The organism is Streptomyces sp. NPDC006435 (genome assembly GCF_040612315.1).
Lineage (GTDB): Bacteria > Actinomycetota > Actinomycetes > Streptomycetales > Streptomycetaceae > Streptomyces.
The window spans coordinates 1-14,855 of record NZ_JBEXPY010000035.1 but is presented as its reverse complement, the minus strand read 5'-3'; the positions used below and the strand labels follow the sequence as shown (position 1 = coordinate 14,855).

The 14,855-nt window shown below is 70.7% G+C and carries 12 protein-coding genes and 1 pseudogene; 9 read left to right on the top strand and 4 right to left on the bottom strand.

What is annotated here, in order from left to right; translation table 11 throughout:
* Positions 1-58: 58 nt before the first annotated feature.
* Entirely contained in the window at positions 59-2,194 is a 2,136-nt protein-coding gene (locus tag ABZZ04_RS28630; RefSeq protein ID WP_356935104.1) for a prolyl oligopeptidase family serine peptidase, read from the bottom strand.
* A 174-nt stretch (positions 2,195-2,368) separates the two neighbouring features.
* Between ABZZ04_RS28630 and ABZZ04_RS28625 the strand changes: the two genes are divergently transcribed.
* From ABZZ04_RS28625 to ABZZ04_RS28585, 9 genes are all read left to right on the top strand, one after another.
* Positions 2,369-2,563, top strand: coding sequence for a hypothetical protein (locus ABZZ04_RS28625; RefSeq protein WP_148839028.1), 195 nt, complete (start codon positions 2,369-2,371; stop codon positions 2,561-2,563).
* A gap of 203 nt (positions 2,564-2,766) precedes the next feature.
* Positions 2,767-3,672 (top strand): N-acetyl-1-D-myo-inositol-2-amino-2-deoxy-alpha-D-glucopyranoside deacetylase, encoded by a 906-nt coding sequence (gene mshB / locus ABZZ04_RS28620; protein WP_356935103.1) that lies wholly within the window; start codon positions 2,767-2,769, stop codon positions 3,670-3,672.
* Positions 3,669-4,115: a DUF6113 family protein gene (locus tag ABZZ04_RS28615; RefSeq protein ID WP_356935102.1), complete on the top strand. Its 447-nt coding sequence runs from the start codon at positions 3,669-3,671 to the stop codon at positions 4,113-4,115. The genes mshB and ABZZ04_RS28615 overlap by 4 nt, the downstream gene beginning before the upstream one ends.
* Positions 4,116-4,290: 175 nt before the next feature.
* Positions 4,291-6,435, top strand: a complete 2,145-nt coding sequence (locus tag ABZZ04_RS28610; protein WP_356935101.1) for a hypothetical protein — start codon at positions 4,291-4,293, stop codon at positions 6,433-6,435.
* 229 nt (positions 6,436-6,664) lie between these two features.
* Positions 6,665-7,603, top strand: a complete 939-nt coding sequence (locus ABZZ04_RS28605) for an ABC transporter ATP-binding protein (RefSeq protein ID WP_356935100.1) — start codon at positions 6,665-6,667, stop codon at positions 7,601-7,603.
* On the top strand, positions 7,597-8,352 hold the full coding sequence (locus tag ABZZ04_RS28600; protein ID WP_356935099.1) for an ABC transporter permease: 756 nt from the start codon (positions 7,597-7,599) through the stop codon (positions 8,350-8,352). Before ABZZ04_RS28605 ends, ABZZ04_RS28600 begins: the two co-directional genes overlap by 7 nt.
* Positions 8,349-9,575, top strand: coding sequence for a sensor histidine kinase (locus ABZZ04_RS28595; RefSeq protein ID WP_356935098.1), 1,227 nt, complete (start codon positions 8,349-8,351; stop codon positions 9,573-9,575). Before ABZZ04_RS28600 ends, ABZZ04_RS28595 begins: the two co-directional genes overlap by 4 nt.
* Complete coding sequence (locus tag ABZZ04_RS28590; RefSeq protein WP_356935097.1) at positions 9,572-10,183, top strand: response regulator transcription factor; 612 nt, start codon at positions 9,572-9,574, stop codon at positions 10,181-10,183. The genes ABZZ04_RS28595 and ABZZ04_RS28590 overlap by 4 nt, the downstream gene beginning before the upstream one ends.
* A 225-nt stretch (positions 10,184-10,408) precedes the next feature.
* Entirely contained in the window at positions 10,409-11,191 is a 783-nt protein-coding gene (locus ABZZ04_RS28585) for a DUF3626 domain-containing protein (protein WP_356935162.1), read from the top strand.
* 9 nt (positions 11,192-11,200) lie between these two features.
* Here the strand turns inward: ABZZ04_RS28585 and ABZZ04_RS28580 are convergent, their stop codons facing one another.
* The 3 genes and pseudogenes from ABZZ04_RS28580 to ABZZ04_RS28570 all read right to left on the bottom strand — a co-directional run.
* Entirely contained in the window at positions 11,201-12,001 is an 801-nt protein-coding gene (locus ABZZ04_RS28580; protein WP_356935096.1) for an immunity 49 family protein, read from the bottom strand.
* A 157-nt stretch (positions 12,002-12,158) separates the two neighbouring features.
* Complete coding sequence (locus ABZZ04_RS28575; RefSeq protein WP_356935095.1) at positions 12,159-12,836, bottom strand: immunity 49 family protein; 678 nt, start codon at positions 12,834-12,836, stop codon at positions 12,159-12,161.
* A 201-nt stretch (positions 12,837-13,037) separates the two neighbouring features.
* Positions 13,038-14,855 (bottom strand): annotated as a pseudogene (locus ABZZ04_RS28570) (hypothetical protein); the annotation flags it as partial.

Sequence of the window (14,855 nt, the reverse complement as noted above, 5' to 3'; positions counted from 1 at the left end):
CCGGACGCGCCCCTTCCGCCCGGTGTCACCGGCCGGGCGGAAGGAGCGGCCCGCGGGCCTATCCGTCCAGGCCCAACGACCGCTTCAGGAAGTCGACCTGGAGCAGCAGCAGGTTCTCCGCCACCTGCTCCTGCGGTGTCATGTGCGTCACCCCGCTGAGCGGCAGCACCTCGTGCGGGCGTCCGGCCGAGAGCAGCGCCGACGAGAGCCTGAGCGAGTGCGCGACCACCACGTTGTCGTCCGCCAGGCCGTGGACGATCATCATCGGCCGCGCCTGGTCGGCGGCCTCCGAGAGCCCCTCGTCCGTGATCACCGAGTTGCGCGCGTACACCTCGGGCTGCTTCGCCGGGTCGCCGAGGTAGCGCTCGGTGTAGTGGGTGTCGTACAGCCGCTGGTCGGTCACCGGCGCGCCCACCACCGCCGCGTGGAACACGTCGGGTCGGCGCAGCACGGCCAGGGCCGCCAGGTAGCCGCCGAACGACCAGCCGCGGATCGCCACCCTGCCGAGGTCCAGCGGGAACCGGTCGGCCAGCGCGTGCAGCGCCTCGATCTGGTCGTCCACCACCACGTGGGCCATGTCGTCCTTGACGGCCTTCTCCCAGCCCGGCGAACGCCCCGGCGTGCCCCGGCCGTCCGCGACCACGACCGCGAAGCCCTGGTCGGCGAACCACTGCGAGGTCAGATGCGGGTTGTGGGCGGCGAGCACCCGGCGGCCGTGCGGGCCGCCGTACGGGTCCATCAGGACCGGAAGCGGGCCGTCCGACTCGTCGTACCCCTCGGGGAGCAGCACGGCGCACGGAATCCGCCGTGCGCCCCCCTCGGTGAGGTGGGGGCGGGCGGAGAGAACCGGCCGTTCGGAACGGTTCGCCACCGTGGCGACCGACTTGCCGTCCCGGAACACCTCGACGTGGGCGCCCGGCCGGTCGGGCACCTGGGAGACCATGACCGTCACCCCGCCCGCGCGCACCGCCGAATGCACCCCGGCCCCTTCGGAGACCCGCTCCACACCCAGTTCGTTGACCCGGTAGACGTGGCTCTCGCCGATCTCCGGCGCCGCGGCCCCCTCACCGGCCGACGCCGACACCAGGATGTCGGACTCCCCGACGTCCAGGACCGCCTGGATCTGCAACTGTGCCCCGGTCAGCGGCCGGTCGCCCACCGCGAGCACCCGCGCCCCGCCCTCGTCCGCGATCCGCACGAGCCGCCCGTCCGGCGCCCAGGCCGGCACCCCGGGGAGGATTTCCAGCCATACGGGGTCCTCGTCGGCGTGCACCGTCCGCGTCGCGCCGGTCTCCGTGTCCACCGCCAGGAAGAGCTGGCTCTGCTGGTCACGGGCCTGGACGAGCAGCAGCGGCGCCCCGTTCGACGACCAGTGCACCTGTGCCAGGTAGGGATGGCGGGCCCGGTCCCAGACCACCTCGGTACGGGTGCCGTCCAGGCCCATCACGAAGAGCCGCACCTCGGCGTTGGGCGTCCCGGCCGCCGGGTAGGCGACCTCGGCGGGCCTGCGGTCGGGGTGCGCGGAGTCGGAGATCCACCACCGCTGCACGGGGCTGTCGTCGACCCGGGCGACCAGCAGCCGGTCCGACTGCGGCGACCACCAGAAGCCCCGCGACCGCTGCATCTCCTCGGCCGCGATGAACTCCGCGAGGCCGTACGTGACGTTCGCCCCGTCCGGTTCGGCGAGCGCCCGGTCCCCGTCGCCCTCCGCCCCCACGACACGCAGCTCACCCTTGGACACGTATGCGACGTGTCGCCCGTCCGGTGACGGTCGCGGGTCGATCACCGGGCCCGGAACCGGCAACGCGCGGGCCGTTCCCGCCCGCAGCTCGGCGACGTACACCTTCCCGGAGAGTGCGAAAGCGGCCAACTCGGCGGCCGCGTCGACCGCGTAGCCGACGATCCCCGACGATCCCTCGCGGCTGCGCTCGCGCCGGGCCCGCTCCTGCGCCGACAGCCGCTCCTGCGAACCGCCCAGCAGGGCAACGGGATCGGCGACCATGCGTTCCTCCGGCGCCCCGTCCTTCGGCAGGTCCAGGACCCACAGCCGGCCCGTCCGGTCCGTACCCGACTCCGAGCGGATGAAGATCACCCGCTCCCCGTCGGGGGAGACGGTGAACGCACGGGGTGCTCCGAGGCTGAAACGCATCGTTCGGGCGTGTTGGCGGGGGAACGAGATCTTCTGCGAAGTCATGTGTCGAACCTAGCCCCCGACCACCCGTTCGTGCGCCCCTCGTGCTGCCGTGCTCCGAACAATGCGTTGGCACGGATAGTTATGATCCGTAGCGCTCGGTGGGTATGAACCTGCTGGCTCCGTGTGTGCTGCCCGTCCCGACCGTATTGATGGAACTGATGGAGGTGAACCGCCGTGGCACTCTCGATTTCGGCGGTGGTGCTGCTGGCGATCGTCGTCTTCCTGCTGATCCGGAAAGCCGGACTGAAGGGCGGACATGCGGTGGTCTGCGCGCTGCTCGGTTTCTATCTCGCCAGCTCGTCGATCGCGCCCACCATTTCGGAGCTGACCACGAACGTGGCGGGCATGATCGGCGGCATCAAGTTCTGAGCCCCGCCCTCCGGGCCCCGTCCCGTCGGCGGGCCGCGGGCCGCGGTCCGCGCCCGGCGGGCTGTGGACCGGGGACGGACCGGGGACGGGTCGCGGATCGCGGGTGACCGACCGGTGGTCCACCGGTGGGTGTCCGGTGTGCGGTGGGTGCGCGTACGGTGCGCGGGCGGTGATCGGTCCGCCCGGCTCGTAGGCTGTTCCCCATGACGGACCATCCCGCCCGGCGTCTGCTCCTGGTGCACGCGCACCCCGACGACGAGTCGATCAACAATGGCGCCACCATGGCCAAGTACGCGGCCGAAGGCGCCCAGGTCACCCTGGTGACCTGCACACTCGGCGAGGAGGGCGAGGTCATTCCGCCCGGACTCGCCCATCTCGCCTCCGACCGGGACGACACCCTCGGCCCGTACCGGCAGGGTGAACTCGCCGCGGCGATGAAGGAGCTGGGGGTCACCGACCACCGGCTCCTCGGCGGCCCCGGCCGCTTCCGCGACTCCGGAATGATGGGCGCCGAGCAGAACCACCGCCCCGGCGCCTTCTGGACGGCCGACGTGGACGACGCCGCCGGACACCTGGTGGAGATCATCCGCGAGGTGCGTCCGCAGGTCCTCGTCACCTACGACTCCGACGGCGGTTACGGGCACCCCGACCACATCCAGGCGCACCGGGTCGCGATGCGCGCCGCGGACCTGGCCGCCGATCCCGAGTACCGCGCCGGGTCCGGCGCCCCGCACGCCGTCGCCAAGATCTACTGGAACCGGGTGCCGCGCACCGTCGCGGAGGACGGCCTCGCCCGCCTCCGGGAGACGGCGCCGGACGCCTTCCCCTTCCCCGGCGTCGCCGCCCTCGACGACCTGCCGGGCGTGGCCGACGACTGCCGGATCGCCGCGGAGATCGACGGCTCGGCCCACGCCGCCGCGAAGGCCGCCGCGATGCGCGCCCACGCCACCCAGATCACCGTCGACGGCCCCCTCTTCGCCCTCTCCAACGGCCTCGGGCAGCCGCTCCTCACCACCGAGTACTACGAGTTGATGCGCGGCACGTACGGGGCTCCCCGGGGCACCCGGGAGGACGACCTGTTCGCGGGCCTGGCGGAGGCGGAGCGATGAGCGGCGGGGAGCGGCGCGAGCCGCGCCCCCGGACGCCCGCCGGGAACGCCGCGGCCACCGGCCTCGCCGCCCCCGTCAATCCCGGGCGGATCGCCTCCTACGTGGGTCTCGCCCTGCTCGGCGCGCTCGTGGGGATCGCCGGAGCGCTCGTCCAAGCCGCCTGGTTCCCCGCCGGATTGCTGCTCGCGCTGCTGGCCGCCGGCGGTCTCTTCTACGGCGGCCGCCGGGTCTTCGACACCCAGCTCGGCGCCCTGGCGCCCGCCGCGGGCTGGCTGATTTCGATCGTTGTTCTGCTCGGTGGGCGGCCGGAGGGCGACTATGTCTTCGGCGGCGAACTGGGCCTGATCCTCTTCATGCTCGGCGGGATGGCCGTCGCTGTGATCTGTGCCACCATGTCGCGGTCGCTTCTGCGGGGTGCCGACAGCGACCGACCTGGCAAGTAATGTGCCATCTCCGATCCCGTAATGCCCCTTGTCCTTCCGGCGGCCACCCGGCCGTTTCCCCCGGTCGCGGGGTGTCTGCCGGTGGCGGCCAGTATGGTGGTTCGCGCGCCGAGCCGTCCCCAGGCCTGCGGCATGGGGGAAGTACGGGCGGCGGAGCCAATCGGGAGAACCTGCTTTGAGTCGTGAAACTGACAGTTCGTCCTCCGGGCCCCAGGGGCGCGGAGGAGCCGCGTACCCTTCGGGGACGCCGCCGTACGGATCCCGCCAGTATCCGTCGCTGCACCCTTCGCAGGACGCCCCGGAGGGGGCCCCGGAACCTGCGGATCCTCCTCGGTCCGAAGAGCCGAAGACCGAGACGACGCTGACGACGCGGATCCGGATCAACATCCCGGGGTCGCGCCCCATCCCGCCCGTCGTCATGCGTACGCCCGTGGGCGAGGCCGACAGCGAGGGCGCCGAGCGCACGGGCAGCATCCCGCGCCCCGCGCGGCCCGTGTCGGACGGCGCCCCGGACACGCCCGACGCCGCACCGGCCGCCGAGAAGCGGACGGGTGCCGCGACGGCCGAACCGGCCGCGGAGAAGTCGGCCAAGGAGCCGAGCGGCAGCGACTGGTTCGCCCCGCGCAAGCCCCTCGCGAACGGCTCGAAGCCCTCGCCCTCCGGCGGCGGCACGCTGGGCGGCAACGCGCCCCTCGGCGGGGACCCGGCCGGTGGCGGCGGCACCCTCGGGGGCAACGCGCCGCTCGGCGGCCCCTCCGGCGGCGGCCCGGCCAACGGCGCGGAACGCCCCGAGGGCCCCGCGCCCACCCCGCCCCGCCCCGACCTGCCGTACTTCTCGGACGGTCCGCAGCACACGGGCGGCCAGGGCGTGCCCCGCCTCGACGGCGACGACTTCGGCGCCGACGACGCCCCCACGGGCGGCCCGCGTCCCACGCCGAGCCTCGGGGTGCGCACCCAGCCTCCCGGCGGTCCCACCACGGGTCCGGTCACCGGCGCCTCGTCCCTCACCCCGAACCTCGACGGTCCCGGCGGCCTCGGCTCCGGCCCGGCCGGTCCCGGCGGCGCGGGCGGTGTGCCGCCGCGGATGTCGGACGACACGGCGGTGCTGACGCCGCAGTTCGCGGCCCCGGCCCCCGGAGGGCCCGACGGCAACGTCTCCGGTGACACGCTCACCAGCGGCATCCCCGTCGTCCCGCCGGAGCACCGGACCGCCTCCCCGTTCCCGGCCCCGCCCGGTCTCGGCGAGCGCGCGGGCGCGGTGTCCGGCGGTCCGGGCGACCCGATGGGCACCGGCCCGGCCGGCCCCGGCGGCCCCGCCGCGCCCGCCCGGCCCGAACCGGCTTCCTCGTCCTCCTCGTCCGCGCCCGCGAAGAAGGGCCGCTCCAAGCTGGTCCTCCTCGGCGTGGGCGTCGTCGGCCTGGTCGGTGTCGCCTACGGCGCAGGGCTGCTGATGAACCACTCCGAGGTCCCCAAGGGCACCACCGTCCTCGGCGTCGACATCGGCGGCGGCACGAAGGACGACGGCGTCGCGAAGCTGGACGCAGCCCTCGGCAAGCGCGCCGAGGCCCCGCTCCAGCTGTCCGTGGCCGGCAAGAAGACCGAACTCGTGCCGGACAAGGCGGGGCTCGCCCTGGACAGCCAGGCGACCGTGCGCGCCGCGGCCGGCAGCGACTACAACCCGGTCTCCGTCATCGGCTCCCTGTTCGGCAACAAGCGCAACGTCGACCCGGTGATCCCGGTCGACGAGGAGAAGCTCGGCGTCGCGCTGACGGACCTGGCGGGCGTCTCCGGCTCGGCCAGCGACGGCACGATCAAGTTCGCGCCGAACAAGGTCACCGCCGTCCCCGGCAAGCCGGGCAAGGCGCTGGACGTCGACCAGTCGATGATCTCGGTCCGTGACGCGTACCGCACCCAGGTGCAGACCGGCCGGTCGAACGTCGTCGAACTGCCCGTCACCACCCGCGAGCCCACCATCACCCGGGCCGAACTGGACCGGGCGATGAAGGAGTTCGCGAAGCCCGCGATGTCCGGGCTGGTCACCATCAAGGCGGGGGCGAAGGAGATCCAGTTCGGCCCGTCCCGGTCGCTGCCGCAGATCCTCACGATGGTGCCGATCGAGGGCAAGCTGGTCCAGCACTACGACAAGAAGGCCATCGACGAGCTCTGCGACGGCGTCTTCGACGGCATCATGGTCACCAAGGGCGACGGCAAGAAGCACCAGCTCAACGCGGACGACGTGGCTGCGGCCATGAACACCGCGCTGCTCGGCAAGACCCTTGCCGAACGGACCGCCGTCATCGACCTCGGCGGCAACGGCTGACCTTCCGACGCACCGAACCGCACCACCCGCCCGCCCCCGTCCGGACCCACCGGCCGGGGGCGGCGCCGTTTCCCGGGCCGGTGCCGCGCCACCGTTCCCGTACTGCCTTGGAAGCGTCCCGCCCGGGAACGGCTTGCCCGCAGTCACAAACCGGGCATGACATCTGTCATCCCGTTTCCACGACCGGCGACCCTGCCGCCCCCACCCCGCCCTCCGCCACGCTGGAGGCATGACAACGAAAGCCGCCGAGGCCACCGGGGCGAGGACCGCCGCGGTCCGCTTCGACCAGGTCAGCAAGGCGTACGGAGAGGTACGCGCCGTCGACGGGCTCACCCTCGAACTGCACCCCGGGGAGACCGTCGCACTCCTCGGCCCCAACGGTGCCGGGAAGTCCTCCACCCTGGACCTGCTGCTCGGTCTGCGCACCGCGGACTCCGGCACGGTCCGGGTCTTCGGCACGACCCCGCAGGACGCCATCGCCGGGGGCCGGGTCGGCGCGATGCTCCAGACCGGCGGCCTGATGGAGGACGTCACCGTCGAGGAACTGGTCCGCCTCGGCTGTTCCCTGCACCCCAGACCCCACCCGGTGGGCGAGGTGATGTCCCGCGCCGGCATCGCGCAGATCGCCGGCCGGATGGTCAACAAGCTCTCCGGCGGCCAGGAACAGCGCGTCCGTTTCGCGCTCGCCACCGCGGGCGCCAACGACCTGATCGTCCTCGACGAGCCGACCACCGGCATGGACGTCACCGCCCGCCAGGCGTTCTGGGCCACCATGCGCGAGCAGGCCGAACAGGGCCGCACCGTCCTGTTCGCCACCCACTACCTGGAGGAGGCCGACGCGATCGCCGACCGCGTGCTCGTCCTCCACAGGGGCCGGCTGCTCGCCGACGGCACCGCCGCCGAGATCAAGGCGAGGGCCGGGGCCCGCCGGATCTCCTTCGAGCTGGAGGGCCCGGTCGACGAAACGGCCCTGCGCGGTCTGCCGTTCCTCGCCAGGCTCGACGTCACCGGCAACCGGGTCCGCATCCAGTCGCACGACGCCGACGCGACCGTCCACGCCGTCTACGGGCTCGGCCTGTACCCGCGCGAGCTCGAAGTCGCGGGACTCGGCCTGGAACAGGCCTTCGTCGCCATCACCGAGGCCGAGGAGGCCAGGACCGCATGCTGAGTTTCTTTTCATGGGCCCTGATCAGGCTCGAAATCACCCGCACCCTGCGGAACAAGAAGTTCATGTTTTTCTCGGTCGTCTACCCCTCGGTGATCTACCTCCTCATCTCCGCCACCCAGAACACCACCGACCGGATTCCGCACACCGACCTCACCTTCCAGGCCTTCTTCATGGTCTCGATGGCCTCCTTCGGCGCGCTGACCGCCGTCCTCATGGGCAACAGCGAACGCATCGCCAAGGAACGCGAGAAGGGCTGGGTCCGCCAGCTGCGGCTCACCGCGCTGCCCGGCCGCGGCTACGTCCTGGCGAAGATCGCCAGTGCCGCGGTGGTCACCCTGCCCTGCATCGTGGTGGTCTTCCTGGTCGGCGCCGCGGTCAAGAACGTACGGGTGGAGCCCTGGCAGTGGTTCGCGCTGACCGGGGTCATCTGGGCCGGTTCGCTGGTCTTCGCCGCGCTCGGGGTCGCCATCGGCTACATCGCCAGTGGGGACGCGGTCCGCCCGCTCACCATGATCATCTACTTCGGACTCTCCATCCTCGGCGGCCTGTGGATGCCCAGCGCGATCTTCCCGCAGTGGCTCCAGAACATCTCCGAGTGGCTGCCCACGCACGCGTACGCTTCTCTCGGCCAGGCGATCGAGATGGGCGGCGCGCCGCACGGCAAGGACGTCGCCGTCCTCTGCGCCTACTTCCTCCTCTTCACGGGCGCCGCGGCCCTGCTCTACCGGAAGGACACCCTGAAGGCGTGAACGACGACGAGACGTCGATGGGCACCGGGCGCCCTCCCACGAACCGCAAGCAGTTCTGGATCAAGCTGCTCTGGATCGGCATCTGGCTCGCGTTCATGAGCGCCCCGGTCAAGGACCTGGCGGGGGGCCACCACACCCCGTGGGGGACGGTACTGGGCTGGCTCGGCCTGCTGACCTTCGTGGGGTCCTACCTGCTCCTGCTCTTCCGCCACACGAGCAGGCCCCTGGACCGACGTGTCGTCCACGCCTCGATCGCCTTCCTCGGCCTCCTCTCGACCGTCCTCACCCTGACGCTCGGCACCTCGTGGCTGGTGCTCTTCGTGTATGTGTCGGTCTCCGTCGGCGCCACCCTGCCGCTGCGCACGGCTCGTTGGCTGATCCCCGCCGTCGTGGCGGTCATGGTGGGCGTCGGGCTGACGGACGACCACCCCCGCGAGATCATCACGGCCCTGATCTTTCCCGCGCTGCTCGGCGGGTTCTCGATGACGGGGGTGCGCCAGCTGATCCGTACGACGATCGAGCTGCGCGAGGCCCGAGCCACCGTCGCCCAGCTCGCCGCCAACGAGGAGCGGCTCAGGCTGGCCCGCGACCTGCACGACCTGCTCGGCCACTCGCTCTCCCTGATCACGCTCAAGAGCGAGCTGGCCGGCCGGATGCTCCCGGACCACCCGGAGCGGGCCGCCGCCCAGGTCGCGGACATCGAACAGGTCAGCCGCCAGGCCCTGATCGACGTGCGCAGCGCGGTCACCGGCTACCGTCGCCCCACCCTCCCCGGCGAACTCGCGGGCGCCCGTACGGCGCTGGCCGCCGCGGGCATCGCGGCCGACGTCCCGGCCGAGGTCCCCGACGACCTCCCCGAGAAGCCGGAGGAGGTGCTCGCCTGGGCGCTGCGGGAGGCCGTCACGAACGTCGTGCGGCACAGCGGGGCCCGCCACTGCACGGTCACCCTCGCCCGACGCCAGACCCTGGACGGCAAGGTCCTCGAACTCGCCGTCTCGGACGACGGCGTCGGCGCCTCGGGCACCACGCCGGGCAACGGCCTCACCGGCATCGGCGAACGCCTCGCCACGGTCGGCGGCACGCTGACCACCAGGTCGGGCAGGTACGGCCCCGGCTCGGGCAAGTCCGGTCCCGGTCCGGGCAGAATCGATTCGGGTTCGGGCAAAGGCTTCACGCTGACCCTGACCGTTCCGCTCGGTTCCGGCCTAGGATCCGACGAATGAGCATGATCAGACTCCTTCTGGCCGAGGACCAGTCCATGGTGCGCGAGGCCCTGGCGGCGCTTCTCGGCCTGGAACCCGACATCGAGGTGGTGGCCCAGGTCGCCCGCGGGGACGAGGTGGTGGCCGCCGCCCACGCGCACGACATCGATGTGGCGCTCCTGGACATCGAGATGCCGGGCATGACCGGCATCGACGCGGCGGCGGTGCTGCGGCGCGAACTGCCGGACGTGAAGGTGGTCGTCGTCACGACCTTCGGCCGCCCCGGCTATCTGCGCCGGGCCATGGAGTCGGGCGCCGCCGCCTTCCTGGTGAAGGACGCCCCGGCCGCCGAACTGGCCGCCGCGGTACGGAAGGTGCTCGCCGGGGAGCGCGTCATCGACCCGACACTCGCGGCGGCGGCCCTCGCCGACGGGGCGAGCCCGCTCACCGAACGCGAACGGGACGTGCTGCGGGTGGCGGCGGACGGCTCCACCAACGCGGAGATCGCCGGTGCCCTCCACCTGTCCCAGGGGACGGTGCGCAACTACCTCTCCATGGCCATCCAGAAGCTGGCGGCCCGCAACCGCGCGGAGGCGGTCCGCATCGCCCGCGAGAAGGGCTGGCTGTAGACCGTTCCGGTCCGGCCCGGAACCTGGCTTCTGGTTTCCGGCCCGGAGTCCGACCCCCGGCCCTCGGCCCGGAACCGACGGACAATTCGCGAGCGCGGACCGGCCACCTCGGGAAACACTGTGCGAATGACCTCCCAAGCCTCCGCCACCCCACCCATCCCGCCCTCCCCGACGCCGCGGGAACAGGCCCTCGGCCATGTCGCGGAACTGGCCTCGGGCCCTCCGATGGACCCGACGCTCCGGGTGACCCTCAACTTCCATCCGGACCGCCCGGTGCACGGCACGTCGATACTGGACGCGATGGCCGAGGACGGCGTCTACCGCTCGCAGTTCGTCACGGGAACCAGCAACGGCGGGCTGACCGCGCATCCCGGAGGCGACCGGTGGCGCTGGGAGAGCCGGATCTTCAACGGGGCGTACGACAAGGCCCCCGCCCATGAGCGCCCCGTCTACGGGGCGTTGAACTTCCGCCGGAAGCCGGTCGGCGGGGCCCCGCGATTCGGCTCCGCCCATTTCCGGCTGGCGGCCGGGACGCTGGGGCGGACCACGTTCTGCTATCCGGACAGCTTCCTCGAACCCTCGGATTTCGGCGTCGCGGACCGCATGGGCCTCATCGGGCTCGCCCTCGCCGATCAGCAGGACGATCTCGACGACTACATCGAGGCACAGGTGCACGGCCCGGTCCGCCCGGACCGCCATGTGGAGGCCCTGGTCCTGGACCCCTGCTACCGGAACACGACCGTCGAGGCCGCGGCCCTGCGCCTCGGCTGCCCGGTGGAGTGGCACCCCGGATTCCGCCTCACGGTCGAGGAACTCCACCGCCACCCCGACTACCGGGGCCAGGAGTACGTCGACCTGGGCACGGAGATAGCCGTCGACGGTGTACTCGACCCTCGCATCGTCGGAGAAGCCGCCCACGACGACCGATTCGACCCCCAGGCGGTAAAGAGGGTGTGGCACTACCTGGCACGGTTCGGACAGCAGAGGCCGGCCGTAGCCGCCGGGTGAGGGGGCGGCTCAGGTGGGGAATTCGCCGAGCCAGCCGTGCTGGAGGAGGTGTTTGGGGAGGTATTCGGATTCGATGCCGATGGGGAATTCGCCGTCGTATGCGAGGCAGGCGATGGCGAGGGGGCCGAGTGCGATGCTGCCGTTGATGTCGGTGGACCGTTCTTCGGTGAGGGTCCAGTAGGCCTGGTGGAGTTTCAGGGTTTCGGTCAGGGCGGGGGTGAAGCCTTCGATGTCCCTGGTGACGAAGTGGTAGAAGAGGTTGATGGGCGGATAGAGCTGCCCCTGCAGCAGGTCGAGCGGGGCGATCCGGGCGATGGCGGGGTTGGTCATCTCGATGGCGGTGGTGAGTTTCTCCGCCAGGCCGGGGCGGCGCAGCCAGTACGTCTGCAGGGTGTCGACCCAGTGGTAGATGTACTCGTCGTACGCCCCTTCCGGAGACCGCAGCCGCTCCAGCGGGATCTCGCACAACTGCGTCATCCGCTGCTGCTCACGGCAGACGACGGCGAGCCAGAACGCGGACAGCCAGTTGCCGGCGTCGGCGGACGACCTGGGACCCCTGGCAGCGGGGAGATTTCGCAGCTTCCGGTTGATTCGGCACTCGACGGTTCCTTCGGTGATGCCGGTCACGGCGAAAAGCGCCGAACCCAGCTGCATGGCGTTCACCGCGGCTTCCCACGTCTCCACCGCTGCGGCACGCGGGTCGATGACGCAGTGAGCGTACAAAGACAGAACGGCGGAGTCGAACGTGGAATCGATTGCCTCTGTCGTCTCTTCGAGGGAGTCGATGTCCCTGAATAGGTACTCGTCCATCTCCTCTGCGAGCTGCTCGATTCCAGGTCGGCTGGAGAAATCGTGTCGGGCGAAAGTTATGGCCATGGAAGATCCCCCTTGCTGGTGTTGAACCGACGGTAGGAGGGGAAGTCGGTGTCGGGGATGGTCGCTTCCACCGCGTGGTTTCTCCCGGAGGCTATGCGTCGAACTCGCCGCGCCAGGCGAAGTCCAGCAGGGCGGTCGGCAGGTAGCCGGATTCGACCTCGATCGGGATGCCGTTGGCCTTGGCGAGGCAGGCGATGGCCAGTGGGGCGATGGCCACGACTCCTTCGATGTTCTGGGTGCGGTCCTCGTCGGCGGTCCAGTACTCCTTGTGCCAGCGCAGGGCATCGTTCAGGGCCTCGTTGAAGCCTGCCGCGTCGTTGCGCAGGTAGCGGTAGAACATCATCATCGGCGGGTACTTCAGCTTGCTCATGGTCTCGGGATCCATGATGCGAGCGTGTTCGGGGGTGCTCAGGTCCACGGCCCGCACCAAGTGCTGACCGACGTCGTCGCGTCGCAGCCAGAAGCTCCGAAGGGTCTCCACCCAGGCGTAGACGTACTCGTCCGGCACACCGCCGCAGTCCCGCAGCAGCGATGCGGGTACCTGCGCCAGCATGTCGAGGCGGGCCGTCTCCCGACAGATCAGCGCGAGGAAGAAGGCATTGAGCCAGGTTCCCGCATTGAGGTAGAACTGCGGACCGGTGGTGGTGAGCTGTCGTTCCTCCTGGCGGATTTTGCAGGTCACGGTTTCCTGGTCAGAGCTCGCGGCGGCGAAGACCGCAGAGGACACCTGCATGGCCAGTAGCCAGGACTCCCAGGTCTCCAGCATCACCGCGTCCGGGTCCCCGACACAACGGATACGCGCGACGTTCAGGGACGTTGTCAGCGCACCAGTCCTGGCGCGATGCGAAGTCTCGATATTCTGCAGCGAATTGGCCAGGCCTTCCTCCAGGACGGGAACGACTGCCGCCATCTCTGTCACCGGATAATCCTGACGGGGTACGCTTATAACCACTGATATCCCTTGTTAGATTCAGATATTGAAGTATTCGAGGACGGCTCCAGCGTATGTGCCGTTACTCTTGGCGGCCTTCACCATCACATACTCCAGGTTGCCGTTATCGAACGCCGTCCTCAGTTCAATTGCCAGCTGGGCGTTGGTCCAGACTTTCCCTGTGCTGTCGGTCACCGAAAGCGAAGAACGGACTTCCATTTCAGTGATGATGGTTTCCAGATAGTGGCTGGTGCCCTGCTGAACCATAAATTCTTCGGCGGCACCCTTGCCTCTGCGCCAGATGAGTCCCGAACCCGGCGCCTTTGCCTCGACGATCATGAGCTTACCGTCCGGCCGTCGGTACAACTGATCGAACATGTTGGCACCGTTGGGCGTCTTCGGCAGAGGTTGCTCCACCGAGCCCTCGAACCGCTGGGGTATCACATGCAGCCGCGCGGCGTCCTCGCCCAGCCGTTCGGAGTAGCTGCTGTTGTTGGATGTCTGATCGTCGAAGTGGTCGATGAACTGTTTTCGCGCACGCTCCACTTCCGCCAACGTCTGCTCGGTCGGTGCGGTCTTGTGCGCACGCTCGGCATTGGACAGGTCCACTGAGACCTTGCGGTCTCTTGCGACATCGTCCAGGTGGTCGATCTGGTCGACCGGGGTGCTCTTGCGGGTCAGCGGGTCGCGGCCGTACCTGGTCTCGGACGGGGCCGAGGGAAGGTCGTGCTTGGACATCCAGGATCCGTCGCTGTCCTTCGCGAGGATGGGGAGTTCAACACCGTCGATCTTGGTGTGGATGCTGTGGCGATGGCCATCGGACCGGTAGTAGAGGTCGAACCAGGACTTGTCGGGGTCGTTCGCGCGCCGGACGAATTCGTCCTGCTTGGCCTTGATCTCTTCGGCGGGCAGTCGCCGCCCCTCTGAGGGGTGCGTCGGCTGCGCCGCATCATCCGCGCTGTGTGCTGCGCCGTCCAGGCCGCCTGCTCCCGGGCTTTCCGGGAGACGGGTTTCGCCGCCCAAGGACGGGGGCTCGTGGTGCCCGCCGCCCAGGCCGTCCGTGTGGTTGCCGATATTGAGAGGACCGTCCCCGTTGCCGACGCCAGAGGGGCCGTCGTTGTGGCTGCCGCGGGGGGTGTTGTCCAGGTTGTTCGTGGGCATGTGGTCGGGCGCGTGGCCGCCGGGGGTGTGGTCGCCGTTGTGGGGCGGGGTGGAGGTGTCGCTGTCCAGGCGGGTGGTGTCGGTGCCGTTGCGGCCGCCGACGCCTGCCAGTTCGTGTTCCGGGACCTTGGCCGTGGCAGGGGTGTCCGTGTTCGTGGTCGGGTTGCCTGTCGGGGCGTCCTTGGCGTGCTGGACGATGTTGCCGGTGGCGTCGTAGATGGTGCCGTCGGGGTGCAGGAACTGTGGCGGGCCGTCGCCGGTGAGTTTCACCGTGCCCGGGGGGAAGGTGGTGGTGCCCTCGGGGAGCCCGATGCTGCCGTCGGGGAGTCTGGTCGCCCCGTCGGGGACCGCCGTGCCCGGCGGGAGGTGGATCGTCCCGTCGGGAAGGTGCGCGGCGCCTTCGGGCAGGGCGATCGCGCCGTCCAGGTCGATGGTCGGGACCTCGAACCTGCCCAGGCCCTTGAGATGGGCCATCGCGTCGCTGATCCTTGTCAGGCCGGCGCCCGCGCCCTTGAAGAGGTAGGTCATGGGGTCGACGGCGCGGGCGGTTTTGCTGGTGAGGGAGAGGGCCTTGGCGGCCGCGCCGGCCTTGCCTGCGCCGGAGGCCGCGCCGCCGGTGCCGCCGGTGAAGACGGTGGTCAGGACGTTGAAGGTGACCGCGCCGGCCGCGCGGGAGGGGTTGGAGCCCCACTGGTC

What these genes read in the sequence shown, in the direction of transcription:
- ABZZ04_RS28630 (WP_356935104.1), bottom strand. Translation starts at nt 2,194, where the DNA reads ATGACTTCGCAGAAGATCTCGTTCCCCCGCCAACACGCCCGAACGATG.
- mshB (WP_356935103.1), top strand. Translation starts at nt 2,767, where the DNA reads ATGACGGACCATCCCGCCCGGCGTCTGCTCCTGGTGCACGCGCACCCC.
- ABZZ04_RS28615 (WP_356935102.1), top strand. Translation starts at nt 3,669, where the DNA reads ATGAGCGGCGGGGAGCGGCGCGAGCCGCGCCCCCGGACGCCCGCCGGG.
- ABZZ04_RS28605 (WP_356935100.1), top strand. Translation starts at nt 6,665, where the DNA reads ATGACAACGAAAGCCGCCGAGGCCACCGGGGCGAGGACCGCCGCGGTC.
- ABZZ04_RS28600 (WP_356935099.1), top strand. Translation starts at nt 7,597, where the DNA reads ATGCTGAGTTTCTTTTCATGGGCCCTGATCAGGCTCGAAATCACCCGC.
- ABZZ04_RS28590 (WP_356935097.1), top strand. Translation starts at nt 9,572, where the DNA reads ATGAGCATGATCAGACTCCTTCTGGCCGAGGACCAGTCCATGGTGCGC.
- ABZZ04_RS28585 (WP_356935162.1), top strand. Translation starts at nt 10,409, where the DNA reads ATGGACCCGACGCTCCGGGTGACCCTCAACTTCCATCCGGACCGCCCG.
- ABZZ04_RS28580 (WP_356935096.1), bottom strand. Translation starts at nt 12,001, where the DNA reads ATGGACGAGTACCTATTCAGGGACATCGACTCCCTCGAAGAGACGACA.